Below are 13635 nucleotides of genomic sequence, written 5' to 3'. Positions count from 1 at the left end.
ACGGAAATGACATGTGAGGCGTTTCGCGGCGGGCCGATCCGTTCTAGATAGATTGGCATAATGGATTTCATGCCCGAACCAGCGCCTACCGTGCAGCAATTGCTGGCCTTTTATCTGGAGGCCGGGGTCGACTGCGCGCTTGGCGACGATCCGGTCGACCGGTTGGCCGAGCCGGACGCCGTCCCCGTTGCCGCCGCGCCCCGCGAGATCGTTCCGCCACGAGGATTGCGGGAAAATCCGGCGGCGATCCCGGCCGCTCCCCGGGCCGACGTCGCGCTGGCGCCGGACGAAGCGATTTCCTCCGCCCGGGAAGCGGCGCGAACCGCTCCCTCGCTGGAAGCGCTGCGGCAACTCCTGGAAAATTTCGACGGCTGCGCGCTGAAACACACCGCCACCCGGCTGGTGTTCGCCGACGGCAACCCGCAGGCGCGCGTCATGTTCGTCGGCGAGGCGCCCGGGCGCGAAGAGGATATCGAGGGGCTGCCGTTCGTCGGCCGTTCCGGCAAATTGCTCGACCGGATGATCGCGGCCATCGGGCTCGACCGCAGCAAGGCCTATATCGCCAACGTGATTCCGTGGCGGCCGCCCGGCAACCGGACGCCGACGCCGCAGGAAACCCAGATCTGCCTGCCGTTCATCCGGCGGCAGATCGAGCTGGTCAATCCCGACGTGCTGGTGACGCTCGGCAATCCCTCGACCCAGACGCTGCTGTCGACCCGCGACGGCATCATGAAGACCCGCGGCAAGTGGTTCGACTACGACACCGGCACACGCACCATCCGCGCCATCGCCACGTTCCACCCGGCCTATCTGTTGCGCTCGCCGTCCTACAAGCGGATGACCTGGCAGGACCTGCTGGCGATCGCAAAGGCGCTCGAGATTCCGGCCGCGGCACCGTAGCAAGATCGATGGACAGCACGCACGGCGGTCACGAAAAAAGCGAACGCTATGGGGATTTCTTCGACCTGCAGCTTCGCTTCGCCGAAGCGGTTGCCGAAAAGACGTCAACTCAGATCGCCGACGCGGTATTGCTCACGACCAACTTTCACCGCCGCTTCGGACTTGGCGACGCCCCCGCCGATGGCGCGGCGGGTCCGGCCTGGCAGGAATATGCGCGCGGGCTCGAAGCGCTCGCGACGCACCGGCAGCGCGCGGGCTGGACCCAGGCGTTCTATTCGCGATCACCTGAAGAGCAGTCTGCATTTCCCGATCACGTGTTCGGCTGTTTCGAGTTTCATGCCAGCGACGCCACCGACATCGTTCGCCTCCACTTCTACAACCGCGATGCATTGGGGCCGCTGAGCAAGACCCGGGCGGAGGCGCGGCGGCGCGAACTCGAAACCATGTTCGCTTCGATCAGGAAGCACTTTCCGAATGCCGCTCATGTCGACGGACGTTCGTGGCTCTACGGTACCGAAGCCTATCGACGCCTGTTTCCTGAGAGCTACGTTCGATCGCGCGTCGTGATCGAGAGCGGCGACCGGTTTCAGGGCATGGCGCGCTGGGGACAGTTTCTCGATCGCGAAGGAAACGTAAAGCCGGAGTTGAAGGAGATGTTTCTGCGAAACATCGCGCGGCTGAATCCGCACAAGCTTTGGGAAGCTTTTCCGCTGCCATCATTTCGCGTCAGCGCGCCGATCGGGGTTTTTTACGAGTGTTACGGAATTCCGGAATGAGCGATCAGGCGGATCCCTCGCCGGCGTTCGCCGCAGCCGGCGAAAGCGAATAGCGGCGCGCCAGGTAGCCAGCCAACCATTCGCGCTCGACCTCAGTGGCTGTTGGCGCAAGTTCGAGGCGCCGCGCGTCCACATCGATCGTCAACCGGTTGCCGGATTCCGTTTCCCGCAGACGCAGCGACTGCAATTGGCGCCGATCGATCTCGACACGGACGCGCTTGGCGAACATCGAGTTCCAGGCTTGCTTGGTACCCTTGCTGCGCCAGGATGAATCCATCTGCAGCGGCTGAATTCCGGAATCGTAAGCCACGCTATTTCGCTTCAACGTCAACGTTTCCGGGACGGCGGGACGGACGATGCGGTAGAGGCTGACCGCTGCAAAGACGCCGCCGACGGTCCAGCCACACAGCCAGAAGACAGAGAAGGCGTTGGCTTGCCCGGCCAGTACCTTTGAACCAACGTCCTTGAAGCCGACGGCCCACCCGCCCAGCCAGAACAGCAGGAACAATCCGCCAAAATAACGCGACGCGCTCGTCGTCGGCGGAATGACGATGGTTGGATCGATACCGTCAGATGCGATTGAAATGTTCGAGCCGGGCGGCGGATTCAGATCCATTGGGCTTCAATCCTCACATCGCCGGGCCGAAAAATTACTGCCCCTTCGGCCGCACGATCGCCCAGCCGACCCGCAACAGTGGTTGCCTGCCGTTGACGATCCATTCGAACGCGCGCGGCACTTCCGGCACCAGGCCGGGAAAGCGCTGCAAGAGTTCGGGCGGCGGCGCGCCAGAGGTGTCGGCCGCGCGCCAGACCACGACGCCGCCGGTCTCGTTGAATTTCGCAACCGACAGCCACGGCGTCCGCTCCGGCGTGGCATCGAGCAACAGATGCGGGCGGCCGGCATCCATGGTGATGAAGCTCGCCAGTTGCGGATCGCCGGCCACCGCGCGCAGCCGCTGGTTGGTCCGCCGCTCAAAGCTGTCGCCGAAGAAACGCGCGATCGCCTTTGCCGGCAGCGAGGTCGACACTTCGTTGGAGCCGGTCCAGGGCAGAAACAACGTGGCCCCGATCGCGACGAAAGCAGGTGCTGCAACCGCCGCCGCCCAGACCGAGCGCAACAGCCGCTGGCGCCTGAGATAGACGAGGTCGCCGGTCGCGACGATCGCGGCCAGACCGGACATCAGCAAGGCCACGCCGGCGCCGCCGGTAATGCGCTCGAGATTGAACACCCCCGCAACCACGCTGCCGAGCAGCGCCGGAGCGATCGCGAAGCAATAGACGAACTGGCGCGCCAGCGGATCGACCGGCGGCCGGTAGATGATCGGCGCCTCCTCGGCGTTGCGCGCGAACCAGCCGGAGTTGAGCACCACCAGCAGCACGACGCCCGACATCGCCAGCACCAGGCCGCCGAGCAGTGTGCCCCAATGCAGCGCGCGGGCCGAGAGATCATCGATCGCAGGCCAGGGCGGCATCGTCAGCACGTCGGCGCGGACGATCCAGATCAGCCAGGGCAGCGCCAGCACGACGATCACCAGCAGCGAATACAGCGGATCGAGCGACATCAGGGTGCGCCGCCCGCGCACGGTGGCGACCGCAAAGCCTGCGATCAGCAGCAACAGCCCGATCGCGGCCGAGGTCGTCAGCAGCAGCAGGCCGGCCTCGATCGACCAGGCGAACCAGGCGCTGCGCCGGTTCTGGCCGATGATCTGCCATGAATGCAGCAGCAACAGCGCCCATAGCGGCCGCGCCAGCACCAGCGGGCCGAATTCGACGCCGGGCGAGCTGAACGCCACCACCGTCATCGAGAGCAGCACCGCCAGCACCGCCTGCTGGCCGCCGACGATGGCGCGCGCGAGCTGATAGAAGGTCCAGAAGGTGGCGATCGCACAGAGCTGCGCCAGCAGATAGACGCCGAACATGTGATTGCCGACGGCGCGGAAGGCGATATCGGCGAGCCAGAACGCCAGCGGCGGACCGAACCAGGTTCCGACCTGGTACTCCCGGCCGAACGCCAGCACGGTCGCGAGTTCCCCGGGCGGGCTGCGATAGATCAGCACCGGCAGCATCAGCCAGAGGGCGGCCTGCAGCAGCACCACAAGCCAGACCACCAGCCGCGGCCGGGCGCGGATCAGTTCGACAACCAGGGAGGTGAAACGCATGAACCGTCCGAAATGCCCGGGCCGAGAAGCCCTGTCCGATGGCATTTGATAGAGCGCGGAGGCTGCGGAGGCAACCGTAGCGTTTTCAAGCGAAGTGGATCCGGTTCGCGTCAAGAAAACGCGTCAGAAAATAAAGTCCTAAACGGCTACCGGAAATTCGGTCACGATTTGGGTTTCGAGCGTAAATAGATCGCGCTCGACGACAACGTTCTCCGGATAGTGCTTCTCGCGCGCGGCGACGACAGGCGCAAAGAAGCGGCGGTGGTGCACGCTCGGACCCAGCCGGTCCAGCGCCTCGCGATGTTCCGGCACCGCGTAGCCCTTGTGGGTCTCAAAACCGTAGCCCGGGCAATCCAGCGCCAGCGCGCACATCAGCCGGTCGCGCGTCACCTTGGCGATGATCGAAGCGGCGGCGATCGACATCACGATGCCATCGCCGCCGATCACGGCGTCGCAATCGCAGGCGACGTCAAGCCGGTCGCGGCCGTCGACAAAAACGTGTCGTGGGTTTTCCGGCAGCGCCTGCACGGCGCGGGTCAGCGCCCACAGCGAGGCGCGCAGGATATTGTCGCGGTCGATCCGCGCCGGCGAGGCAAAGGCAACCGCAAACGACGCTGTCGCGCAGATCTCCTCGAACAATTCCTCACGGCGCTCGGCGGTGAGCCGCTTGGAATCGTCGATGCCTTTTGGAATTCGTTTCGGATCCAGCACGACGGCGGCCGCCACCACGGGGCCTGCCAGCGGCCCGCGTCCGGCCTCGTCGCAACCGGCCACCGGCCAGACGCCGCGCTTGATCAGCGCGCGCTCGCGGCGAAAGCTCGGCGGCGTCACCGCGATCGCACCCTTGGCTTTTGGCTTTGAAGACTTGTCCCGAATCATGCCGGGATGGTGCGAAAGTGGACACTGCGACGCAACCGGAAACCGCGTTCAATTCCCGCTATTCAATCCAACCTTTGCCAGCAAATACCGAAGCCTAGTCCGGCAGATGAACCCGCCGGTCATCGCCGACCTCGATGCCCGGCGCGACCACGACCTCCCAGGGATGGTTGTCGGGATCGCCGAAATAGCCGGAGTAGCCGCCATAGTCGGTCTGGTGCGCGGGCTTCAGCAGCGAGGCGCCCATCGAAATCGCGAAATCCAGCACCCGGTCGACTTCTTCAACCGAGCCGCAGTTCCAGGCCAGCGTCATGCCGCGAAAGGCTTTGGGCCGCGGCTGGTCCGGCAGCGTGACATCCGCCGCCAGTTGATCCCACGGGAACAGCCCGATCACCGTGCCGCCGGTATCGAAGAAAGCGACGGCCTCGCCGGTGGCGCGCATCTTTCGTTTAAATCCCAATGCTTCGTAGAAGGCGATGCTGGCGCGGATGTTGCTGACGCCGAGGGTGACGACGGTGAAGCGCGGGGTGGGTGGTTTGGTACTCATTACATCCTCCTGGTCATTGCGAGCGAAGCGAAGCAATCCAGCGCTTCGCGAGACAAAGAAAGTCTGGATTGCTTCGTCGCTTGCGCTCCTCGCAATGACGAGCTGCTAAAACAAACTCAACTGCTGCCCGTTTCGGTTCGGCTTGATGAAGTGATCCGTCGTCAACTTGGTGCGGCGCTTGTTGAGGCCGAGCTTCTCGCAGGCGACTTCGAAACGGCGCCCGATCATCCAGGCCATCGGGCCGGTGCCCTTCATCCGCATGCCCCACTTTGCGTCGTAGTCGCGGCCGCCGCGCATGTCGCGGATCAAAGTGAAGACGTGGCGATAGCGGTCGGGATAATTCGCCATCAGCCATTCGCGGAACAGATCGCGCACCTCCAGCGGCAGCCTCAGCAAGACGTAGCTGGCCTCCTTGGCGCCGGCATGGGCGGCGGCATCGAGAATGCGCTCGATCTCGGAATCGTTCAGCGCCGGGATCACGGGTGCTACCATGACGGTCGCCGGAATGCCGGCGTCCGTCAGTTTGCGGATCGCTTCCAGACGTTTTGGCGGCGTCGAGGCCCGCGGCTCCATGGTGCGTGCGAGCTTGGGGTCGAGCGTCGTCACCGAAAGCGCGACCTTGACCAGGTTGCGCTTCGCCATTCGCTGGAGAATATCGATGTCGCGCACGACCAGCGCCGATTTGGTAACGATGCCGACGGGATGGCCGACGCGCTCCAGCACTTCGAGAATGCCGCGCATGATTTTGTGCTCGCACTCGATCGGCTGATAGGGATCGGTGTTGGTGCCGATCGCGATCATGCGCGGTTCGTAACCGGGCGCCGCCAGTTCCTTCTCGAGCAGTTCGGGCGCGTCCGGTTTGACGAGCAGTTTGGATTCGAAGTCGAGCCCGGGCGACAGGCCGAGATAGGCGTGGGTCGGCCGTGCGAAGCAGTAGACGCAGCCGTGCTCGCAGCCGCGATACGGGTTGATCGAGCGGTCGAAGCCGATATCGGGCGAGTCGTTGCGGGCGATGACCTTGCGCGAGGTGTCGATCGAGACCGTGGTCTTGAACGGCGGCAGGTCGTCGAGGCTCTGCCAGCCGTCGTCGAAGGCGACCCGCGCCTCGGCTTCGAACCGGCCGCTGTCATTGGACTGGGCGCCGCGGCCGCGCCGCCGTTCGCGCTCGATGGCAACAGCGAGTTCGGGAAAAGGAGTCGCACCCGCCGGAGCGGAGGGCGCCGTGACCGGCGGGTGCTTGAGGGCATGAGAGGATGCTCGGCTCATGCGTCAGTACATAGCACGCCTTGAGAACAAATCAAGAACATGAATCGCAACGATCCACAGCGCGCGCGAAAAAATGCTGCTTGACCCACCCTTAGCGGCTGCCGCAAAAAACTGCACAACAGTGGCTGTTTTGAATGTGACAAGGTGATAACAGTGCAGCGTTTTTCACAGATTGAGCCACCGAAGCCTCATTCATGCTGAGCGTCATCATTCCGACCGAAGGGGTCGAACAGCCGGCCGTCGCCACCCTTGCGGCGCTGGTGCCGGGCGCCGCTGCCGGCATCATCCGCGAGGTGCTGCTGGTCGATCGGGCCGGCACCGGTGTGATCGAACGGGTCGCCGACGTCGCCGGCTGCGGCTTTCTGGCGTTCGAGGGCACCCGCGCCGCAGCAATGGCGGCGGGTGCGCGAACCGCACGCTCGCCGTGGCTGATGTTCCTGCATGCCGGCGCCGTGCTCGATTCAGGTTGGATCGAAGAGACCACGCAATTCATCCAGGGCGTTGCCAACAGCGGCCGGCCCCGCGCCGGCGTGTTCCGCTACGCCCGCTCGCCCTATGCCGACATTGGTTTCCGCGACGGCCTCAAGTTCCTCGCCCGCATGGTCGCGGGGCCATCGGCCGAACAGGGGCTCTTGATCGCCCGCGACCACTACGACCGGCTCGGCGGCTACCGGCCGGACTCGCGCCGTTCCGAGGCGCGGCTGCTGCGCCAGCTCGGCCGCTCCGCGCGCACGACCCTGCGCAGCCGGATCATGGTGGTGGCCTGAACCTAACTCGCCTCTCCCGCTTGCGGGGGCGAGACGAGCGAAGCTCGCTCTTAGGCCGACGCGCTCGAAGAGCGCGGCGGGTGGGGCTCTCTCCTCGCAGGCAGTGTCGACGTTGAAGCACCCCCGCCCCAGCCCTCCCCCGCAAGCGGGAGAGGGAGCGGGCGGTGCCGATGCTGCCGGACCCAAAATATCGAAAACAACCCCATACACAGTAGAACTGGAACCGGTGCGCCACGGAAATATACTTGCCAAAGTCAAATAATTAATTGACAATGGCAAGTATCGAGGTTTGCCATGACTTCCAGAAATTCGGCCCAGACGGATTCCGACCACGAGGTCGAGGCAGTTCGCGCCTTCAACCGCTTCTACACCCGCAAGCTCGGCGTGCTCGACCAGCAGCTGCTGAAAAGCCCGTATTCGCTGAGCGAGGCGCGGGTGCTGTACGAGCTCGCCCACCGCGAGGACCTGTCCGCCAAGGAGATCGGCAGCGAGCTGGGCCTCGATGCCGGATACCTCAGCCGGATCGTCCAGAATTTCGACGAGAACGGCCTGATCACGCGCAAGCCGCTGCCGACGGACCGTCGGCAGTACCGGCTCAGCCTGACCGCCAAGGGCCGGCAGGCCTTTGCCAAACTCGAGCGCAGTTCCCAGGACGACGTCGGCGCGATGCTGGCGGGCCTACCGGCAGGCGGCAGTGAAAGGCTGATCGGCGCCATGGCCCTGATCGAACGGCTGCTCGGCGCGCCGGATACCCCGCCACCGCCAGCCATCCTGCGCGGCCCCCGCCCCGGCGACATGGGATGGGTGGTGCAGAGCCACGGCGCGCTCTACGCCAGCGAATACGGCTTCGATTCCTCGTTCGAGGGCCTGGTCGCGGAGATCACGGCAAAGTTCCTCGCCTCGTTCGACGCTTCACGGGAACGCTGCTGGATCGCCGATATCGACGGCGCACAGGTCGGCTCGGTGTTTCTGGTGCGACACACCGACGATGTCGCGAAAATCCGCCTGTTGCTGGTCGATCCCGCCGGGCGCGGACAGCGCCTGGGCCAGCGGCTGGTCGCCGAATGCATCGCCTTCACAAAGGCCTGCGGCTACCGCAAGATCACGCTGTGGACCCAGAGCATCCTGCTGGCCGCCCGCAAGATCTATCAGGATGCCGGCTTCGTGCTGGTGGCTGATGAGGCGAACCGCAGTTTCGGGCAAGACCTGATCAGCGAGACCTGGGAACTGGAGCTATGAAGCCCGGCCGTCGCGACCCGCCCCCGCGACGCGTCACGCCGGATCTGATCGCGTTTTACATCAAGCGCGCGCATCAACTGCGCGCGGAATATTATCGCAATATGTGGCGCGCGGTATGGTCGTGGTTGATCGGGATCGGGCGGCGCCAATTGTAGCCACCGTCATTGCGAGCGAAGCGAAGCAATCCATCTTGCTGCGCAAAAGAAAGAATGGATTGCTTCGTCGCTTTGCTCCCTTGCACAAACGCTTCGCGTTTGTTGCAGGCAATGACGGAGAGTGCAGCGCGTAGCAACCATTAAAGCTAAGCATCTTTTTCGATCCACGGGGTACCGCGTTGAACGACGGTGTTGGCGTAGATCAGGAGCTTGCGGGCGCAGGCGATGAGTGCGGCGTTATGATGCTTTCCGGATGCTATTAGGCGTGCGTAGAGCATGGTGAGGGCCTTGTTCCACCGGAACACTGCTGGGAGGGCTGCCGCGAACAGGGAGCGCCGCAAGCGAGCTCGGCCGCCGGCGATGTGGCGTTGCCCTTTTTGCTGCCCGCTGTCGTTGTCGAAGGGAGCAAGTCCGGCGAGGGCTGCGGCTTCCTCCCGGCTCACGCGACCAAGCTCGGGCATACGGATAATGATTGCCAGTGCAGTCCGCTCACCGATTCCAGGAATACTGAGCACCAGATCAAAGCGAGCGGCGAGATCGGGGTGAGAGCGTAATTGCTTGGCAATGTAACGAACCTGGGCGAGCCGTCGCGCGTTCCATCGAGCAATTTCGCCAAGAACCATTCGCCGCAACCGAGGCTCGTGGATATGTTCCAGCCGGGTCTTGAAGCGCCTGAGATCCTCATCGATTTGATCGAGGAAAGTCAGATTTTCAGCCAATTCAGCCAGACGTGAATCTGGCGTAGTCTTCGGCGGATCGAGCGTTGCTGTGCAAGCCGCGATCAAGACCGCGTCGAGCGCATCGTTCTTGGCGCGGCACAGATGCACCCGGCCAAACGCCTTGACCTGGATCGGCTGCAGCACCAGCACGGTAAAGCCTGCCTCGCGTAAATGCTCCACCACACCACGTTCATACCCGCCGGTCGCCTCGATGCCGACGCGCGTCACGCCGGCCTTGGCTAGGTAACCGGCAAGGGCTCGCCAGCCAGGCAAGACGTTTGCGACCTGCCAACGCTCGGCACGATCGTGAACTGCGATGTCCAGTTTGGACTTGGACGTATCGATTCCAGCCGTCGTTATGATAATCTGTGTCATCTTCGTCGACCCTGCCTTGTGAAGCGAACCAAGTTGTTCCGGCAACCATCCGGGTCCGATGAAGGTGCTGACGACGATCTCGCTACGGAGCAGCCAAAAGTGGCTCTGGATGGGTACGATCCGATCGCCAGCGGCCTGCCGCGGATTGCCGTCCGTGGCAGGCCATTCCTTTCGGAACACACCGACAATAATCGATTTTGCTATTACAAGGATGGGTTGCAAGATCCCCACGTGAAAGCGCCGCCGTCCTTGCGGACAGCGGCGCTAGCAGAAGGCCGAAGCCAGAGATCGGCGATGTCGTGTAATTACTTCACGCCGGAGTCGTGCTTGTTCTTCGCGTAGAGCGCCTTGTCGGCGGCACTCACATTGCTCAAGAGCGGGTTGGTCGGGGTCGCGGCAGCGGCGACCTCTTTCGGCTTCGCCTTGCCTTTGGCCAAAGCACCTGAAGTGGAGACGGCGAGGATAGCAAAGCCAACAACGATAATTTTCTTCATGTTTCAGCTCCCTAAAAAAGACGCACGACAGTCCAACACAGAGGCTGAACCGAGGTCAAGTATCGAGAGTAGGATGGGTGGAGCGAAGCGATACTTGTGGCTGTCGTCATTGCGAGCGAAGCGAAGCAATCCAGAATCTGTCCACGGGGAAAGTCTGGATTGCTTCGTCGCTTCCGCTCCTCGCAATGACGGGGGGAATATCGTGGTTCCCGTCTTCGACACCGGGAACGACAGCAACCCTACGCCGATGCGCCCTTGGCCTTGGGCCGGCGCAGGTGCTCATCCAGCCGCGGCATAATCTCGACGAAATTGCAGGGCCGCGTGCGGTAATCGAGCTGGGGGCCAAGGATGCCGTCCCAGCCGTCGCGGCAGGCGCCCGGCGATCCCGGCAAACAGAAGATGAAGGTCGCCCCGGCAACCCCGGCGGTGGCGCGGCTCTGGATCGTCGAGGCGCCGATCTTGGCGTGGCTGAGCATGTGAAAGGCGATGGAAAAACCATCCATCCGCTTTTCGAACAAGGGCTCGACCGCCTCGGGCGTGACATCGCGGCCGGTAAAGCCGGTGCCACCTGTGGTGATGATGACGTCGACGCCAGCGTCGGCGATCCATCGCCTGATGACGACGCGGATCGCATCGACATCGTCGACGATGATCTCGCGCGCGGCGAGATGATGGCCGGCCGCCGTGAGGCGATCCGCCAGCGTACTGCCGGATTTGTCATCGGCCAGCGACCGCGTGTCTGAAATCGTCAGCACCGCGATGTTGAGCGGGATGAAGGCTTTTGTTTCGTCGATGGAGGACATTCGCTCTTCCTCGTGTCCCGGACGCGGTGCAGCGCGAAGCGATGCGCCGCAGAGCCGGGACCTACTCTGTGGCTACATGGGCCCCGGAACAGCAGCGCACCGCTGACGCGCTGCGCAGCATCCGGGGCACGCGAGCGCAACTACCCGCCCGCACCGAACGTGTTGCAGGCCTGCACCGTGCCCTGCTGATAGCCGGTCATGAACCATTGCTTGCGCTGTGCGGCGGAGCCATGGGTGAAGGAATCAGGCACCACCCTCCCCGTCGCCTGCCGCTGCAGCGTGTCGTCGCCGATCGCGCTCGCCGTGGTCAGCGCCGCGTCGATATCGCCGGCTTCGAGGAAACCCGGACGTTTCTTCTCTTCGCGATTGACCCAGACGCCGGACAGGCAATCGGCCTGCAGCTCGACCTTGACCTGCAGCGCATTGGCTTCCGCCTTGCTGCCGGCCTGCTGCTGCAACCGCGTGACGCGCGGCAGGATGCCGAGCAGGTTCTGGATGTGATGCCCCGCTTCATGCGCGATGATATAGGCGGCGGTGAACTTGCAGGCATTGCCCGAGCAGCCGCGGAAGCGGGTCTCGACCTCGCGGAAGAAATTGGTGTCGAGGAAGATCTGCTTGTCCGGCGGGCAGTAGAACGGCCCCATCGCTGCCTGAGCCATGCCGCAGCGGCCGCCATTGGTGGCGTTGCGGAACAGCACGATGCGCGGTCCCGAATAGGTTTGCCCGCTGGCCTGGAAAATCTCGCTCCAGCGATCGTCGATTTCGCCGAGGACGCCGGAGATCATGCTGCCCATCTCGTCCTTTGGCGCGCCGGTCTTGGCCGGCCCCGAGCGACGATCGGTCTGGTAGGACGGCGCCTGGCTGCCGCCCCCGGTGAGGATTTCGGCGCCGCCGATCAGGATGCGCGGATCGATGCCGAAGGCATAGCCGACCAGGCCGAGCACGATGATGGTGCCGATGCCGAGCCCGCCGCCCCCCATCGGAAGACCGAAACCGCCGCCACCGCCACCCATTCCGCCGCCGCCGCTATCGTCACGACGGTCATCGATATCGTCGCTGCGGCGAAAATCATCGTAACGCATGGCGGTATTTCCTCATCCCGGCTGGTTGCAGGTACCCAACGCAGCAATCACGTAAAATTTCCATCCCGTTAATCAATAACCCGCCCGGCAAATTCTGCCTAGTGGACTTAACAGGCAATATCTCCTCGGCAAATCTCTCTCAGTACTTCGACGGTTAAGTCGATTTTTACTTTGCCCGGTCAATGTGTGGCCAGTCGGTTGTTTAGTCCCGCGTCGCCGACAGCGTCGCCTGAGTCAGAGTAGTTGAGTCATGGTTGTGTCGCGTCGCGGGGCGTCTGCAAGGGCGCCCCGCACTAAATTCGAGTCCGAATCCAGCGCTCGCATCGTCGTCGGCGATTGCGTCGCCGAGATGTCGAAGCTTCCGGCCGGTTCGGTCGATCTGGTGTTCGCAGATCCGCCGTACAACCTGCAGCTCAAGGGCGACCTGAAGCGCCCCGACGAATCCCATGTCGATGCCGTCAACAACGACTGGGACAAGTTCTCATCCTTTGCCGCCTATGACGATTTCACCCGCGCCTGGCTCCTGGCCTGCCGCCGGATCATGAAACCGTCGGCCACCCTGTGGGTGATCGGCTCCTATCACAATATTTTCCGCGTCGGCTCGATCATGCAGGACCTCGGCTTCTGGGTCCTCAATGACATCGTCTGGCGCAAGACCAATCCGATGCCGAATTTCCGCGGCCGCCGCTTCACCAATGCCCACGAAACCATGATCTGGGCGGCGCGCGACGAAAAGGCCAAGGGCTACACCTTCAACTACGAAGCGCTGAAGGCCGCCAACGAGGACGTGCAGGCGCGTTCCGACTGGCTGATTCCGTTGTGCACCGGCGAAGAGCGCCTCAAGGGCGCCGACGGCAAGAAGGTGCATCCGACCCAGAAGCCCGAGGGCCTTTTGGCCCGCGTGCTGCTGTCGTCGTCGAAGCCCGGCGATCTCGTGATCGATCCCTTCAACGGCACCGGCACGACAGGCGCTGTGGCAAAACGCCTCGGCCGCCGCTACATCGGCTTCGAGCGCGACCAGACCTATGCGACCGCGGCGGAAGAGCGCATCGCCGCGATCGAACCGCTGCCTGAGGCCACTTTGGCGCCGTTCATGACCGCGCGCGATGCCCCGCGCGTGGCGTTTTCCGAACTGATCGAGCGCGGCATGATTTCGCCCGGCACCAAACTGGTCGATTCCAAGAAACGTCATGGCGCTTTGGTCCGCGCCGACGGCGCCATCATGCTCGGCGACAAGGTCGGCTCGATCCATCGCATGGGTGCGGTGGCGCAAGGTTCCGGCGCCTGCAACGGCTGGACCTTCTGGCACATCGAGACCAAGAAGGGCCTGCGCCTGATCGACGAGCTGCGCGCCGAAATCCGCTCCGGGATGGCGGTGGGCTGACACCGCGCCGCGTTCACGCCCTTTCGACTTGATTGGTCGCGAAAGCCGGGCCTAGAATTGGCAATATCAGTTGCTGTTTCGATTGGTCCGCCG

The 13635-nt window shown here is 63.7% G+C and carries 15 protein-coding genes; 6 read left to right on the top strand and 9 right to left on the bottom strand.

Features of this window, described 5'->3' with window-relative positions:
* Window positions 1-69: 69 nt before the first annotated feature.
* Together BLS26_RS26935 and BLS26_RS26930 are read left to right on the top strand one after the other, a co-directional pair.
* Window positions 70-900: a uracil-DNA glycosylase family protein gene (locus BLS26_RS26935; protein ID WP_092518632.1), complete on the top strand. Its 831-nt coding sequence runs from the start codon at window positions 70-72 to the stop codon at window positions 898-900.
* 8 nt (window positions 901-908) lie between these two features.
* Window positions 909-1676, top strand: coding sequence for a hypothetical protein (locus BLS26_RS26930; protein ID WP_092515577.1), 768 nt, complete (start codon window positions 909-911; stop codon window positions 1674-1676).
* A 4-nt stretch (window positions 1677-1680) separates the two neighbouring features.
* Here the strand turns inward: BLS26_RS26930 and BLS26_RS26925 are convergent, their stop codons facing one another.
* The 5 genes from BLS26_RS26925 to BLS26_RS26905 form a co-directional block, all read right to left on the bottom strand.
* A complete protein-coding gene (locus BLS26_RS26925; RefSeq protein WP_092515576.1) occupies window positions 1681-2292 on the bottom strand; it encodes a hypothetical protein in 612 nt (203 codons plus the stop codon).
* A gap of 34 nt (window positions 2293-2326) precedes the next feature.
* Window positions 2327-3835, bottom strand: a complete 1509-nt coding sequence (locus tag BLS26_RS26920) for a glycosyltransferase family 39 protein (protein ID WP_092515575.1) — start codon at window positions 3833-3835, stop codon at window positions 2327-2329.
* Window positions 3836-3973: 138 nt separating this feature from the next.
* Window positions 3974-4714 (bottom strand): ribonuclease HII, encoded by a 741-nt coding sequence (locus BLS26_RS26915; protein WP_092515574.1) that lies wholly within the window; start codon window positions 4712-4714, stop codon window positions 3974-3976.
* 94 nt (window positions 4715-4808) lie between these two features.
* Window positions 4809-5258, bottom strand: a complete 450-nt coding sequence (locus BLS26_RS26910; protein WP_092515573.1) for a VOC family protein — start codon at window positions 5256-5258, stop codon at window positions 4809-4811.
* Between the two features lie 105 nt (window positions 5259-5363).
* Window positions 5364-6524, bottom strand: a complete 1161-nt coding sequence (locus tag BLS26_RS26905) for a PA0069 family radical SAM protein (protein WP_092515572.1) — start codon at window positions 6522-6524, stop codon at window positions 5364-5366.
* A 194-nt stretch (window positions 6525-6718) separates the two neighbouring features.
* On the opposite strand from BLS26_RS26905, the gene BLS26_RS26900 reads away from it, so the two are divergent.
* From BLS26_RS26900 to BLS26_RS37310, 3 genes are all read left to right on the top strand, one after another.
* The gene (locus BLS26_RS26900; RefSeq protein WP_092515571.1) at window positions 6719-7291 is read left to right on the top strand and encodes a glycosyl transferase; all 573 of its coding nucleotides are present in this window, start codon (window positions 6719-6721) and stop codon (window positions 7289-7291) included.
* Between the two features lie 294 nt (window positions 7292-7585).
* A complete protein-coding gene (locus BLS26_RS26895) occupies window positions 7586-8530 on the top strand; it encodes a helix-turn-helix domain-containing GNAT family N-acetyltransferase (RefSeq protein WP_092515570.1) in 945 nt (314 codons plus the stop codon).
* Window positions 8527-8685 (top strand): RSP_7527 family protein, encoded by a 159-nt coding sequence (locus BLS26_RS37310; protein WP_371360673.1) that lies wholly within the window; start codon window positions 8527-8529, stop codon window positions 8683-8685. The genes BLS26_RS26895 and BLS26_RS37310 overlap by 4 nt, the downstream gene beginning before the upstream one ends.
* Before the next feature lie 146 nt (window positions 8686-8831).
* Here the strand turns inward: BLS26_RS37310 and BLS26_RS26890 are convergent, their stop codons facing one another.
* The 4 genes from BLS26_RS26890 to BLS26_RS26875 all read right to left on the bottom strand — a co-directional run bounded on the left by BLS26_RS26890 (window position 8832) and on the right by BLS26_RS26875 (window position 12158).
* Window positions 8832-10001 (bottom strand): IS110 family transposase, encoded by a 1170-nt coding sequence (locus tag BLS26_RS26890; RefSeq protein ID WP_244541697.1) that lies wholly within the window; start codon window positions 9999-10001, stop codon window positions 8832-8834.
* A gap of 83 nt (window positions 10002-10084) precedes the next feature.
* Window positions 10085-10273: a hypothetical protein gene (locus BLS26_RS26885; RefSeq protein ID WP_092515569.1), complete on the bottom strand. Its 189-nt coding sequence runs from the start codon at window positions 10271-10273 to the stop codon at window positions 10085-10087.
* 239 nt (window positions 10274-10512) lie between these two features.
* On the bottom strand, window positions 10513-11076 hold the full coding sequence (gene moaB, locus BLS26_RS26880; RefSeq protein ID WP_092515568.1) for a molybdenum cofactor biosynthesis protein B: 564 nt from the start codon (window positions 11074-11076) through the stop codon (window positions 10513-10515).
* Between the two features lie 140 nt (window positions 11077-11216).
* A complete protein-coding gene (locus tag BLS26_RS26875) occupies window positions 11217-12158 on the bottom strand; it encodes a neutral zinc metallopeptidase (RefSeq protein WP_092515567.1) in 942 nt (313 codons plus the stop codon).
* A 250-nt stretch (window positions 12159-12408) separates the two neighbouring features.
* Here BLS26_RS26875 and BLS26_RS26870 point away from each other — a divergent pair, with 250 nt between their 5' ends.
* Window positions 12409-13542, top strand: coding sequence for a site-specific DNA-methyltransferase (locus BLS26_RS26870; RefSeq protein ID WP_092515566.1), 1134 nt, complete (start codon window positions 12409-12411; stop codon window positions 13540-13542).
* The last annotated feature ends 93 nt before the right edge of the window (window positions 13543-13635 follow it).

The sequence above is a fragment of the Afipia sp. GAS231 genome, from assembly GCF_900103365.1.
Taxonomy (GTDB): Bacteria; Pseudomonadota; Alphaproteobacteria; order Rhizobiales; family Xanthobacteraceae; genus Bradyrhizobium.
This window is presented reverse-complemented; position numbering and strand designations above follow the sequence as displayed.

Excerpts from the sequence above, each read along its gene's own strand:
- BLS26_RS26935 (WP_092518632.1), top strand. The coding sequence starts at position 70 with ATGCCCGAACCAGCGCCTACCGTGCAGCAATTGCTGGCCTTTTATCTG.
- BLS26_RS26930 (WP_092515577.1), top strand. The coding sequence starts at position 909 with ATGGACAGCACGCACGGCGGTCACGAAAAAAGCGAACGCTATGGGGAT.
- BLS26_RS26925 (WP_092515576.1), bottom strand. The coding sequence starts at position 2,292 with ATGGATCTGAATCCGCCGCCCGGCTCGAACATTTCAATCGCATCTGAC.
- BLS26_RS26920 (WP_092515575.1), bottom strand. The coding sequence starts at position 3,835 with ATGCGTTTCACCTCCCTGGTTGTCGAACTGATCCGCGCCCGGCCGCGG.
- BLS26_RS26915 (WP_092515574.1), bottom strand. The coding sequence starts at position 4,714 with ATGATTCGGGACAAGTCTTCAAAGCCAAAAGCCAAGGGTGCGATCGCG.
- BLS26_RS26910 (WP_092515573.1), bottom strand. The coding sequence starts at position 5,258 with ATGAGTACCAAACCACCCACCCCGCGCTTCACCGTCGTCACCCTCGGC.
- BLS26_RS26905 (WP_092515572.1), bottom strand. The coding sequence starts at position 6,524 with ATGAGCCGAGCATCCTCTCATGCCCTCAAGCACCCGCCGGTCACGGCG.
- BLS26_RS26900 (WP_092515571.1), top strand. The coding sequence starts at position 6,719 with ATGCTGAGCGTCATCATTCCGACCGAAGGGGTCGAACAGCCGGCCGTC.
- BLS26_RS26895 (WP_092515570.1), top strand. The coding sequence starts at position 7,586 with ATGACTTCCAGAAATTCGGCCCAGACGGATTCCGACCACGAGGTCGAG.
- BLS26_RS37310 (WP_371360673.1), top strand. The coding sequence starts at position 8,527 with ATGAAGCCCGGCCGTCGCGACCCGCCCCCGCGACGCGTCACGCCGGAT.
- BLS26_RS26885 (WP_092515569.1), bottom strand. The coding sequence starts at position 10,273 with ATGAAGAAAATTATCGTTGTTGGCTTTGCTATCCTCGCCGTCTCCACT.
- moaB (WP_092515568.1), bottom strand. The coding sequence starts at position 11,076 with ATGTCCTCCATCGACGAAACAAAAGCCTTCATCCCGCTCAACATCGCG.
- BLS26_RS26875 (WP_092515567.1), bottom strand. The coding sequence starts at position 12,158 with ATGCGTTACGATGATTTTCGCCGCAGCGACGATATCGATGACCGTCGT.
- BLS26_RS26870 (WP_092515566.1), top strand. The coding sequence starts at position 12,409 with ATGGTTGTGTCGCGTCGCGGGGCGTCTGCAAGGGCGCCCCGCACTAAA.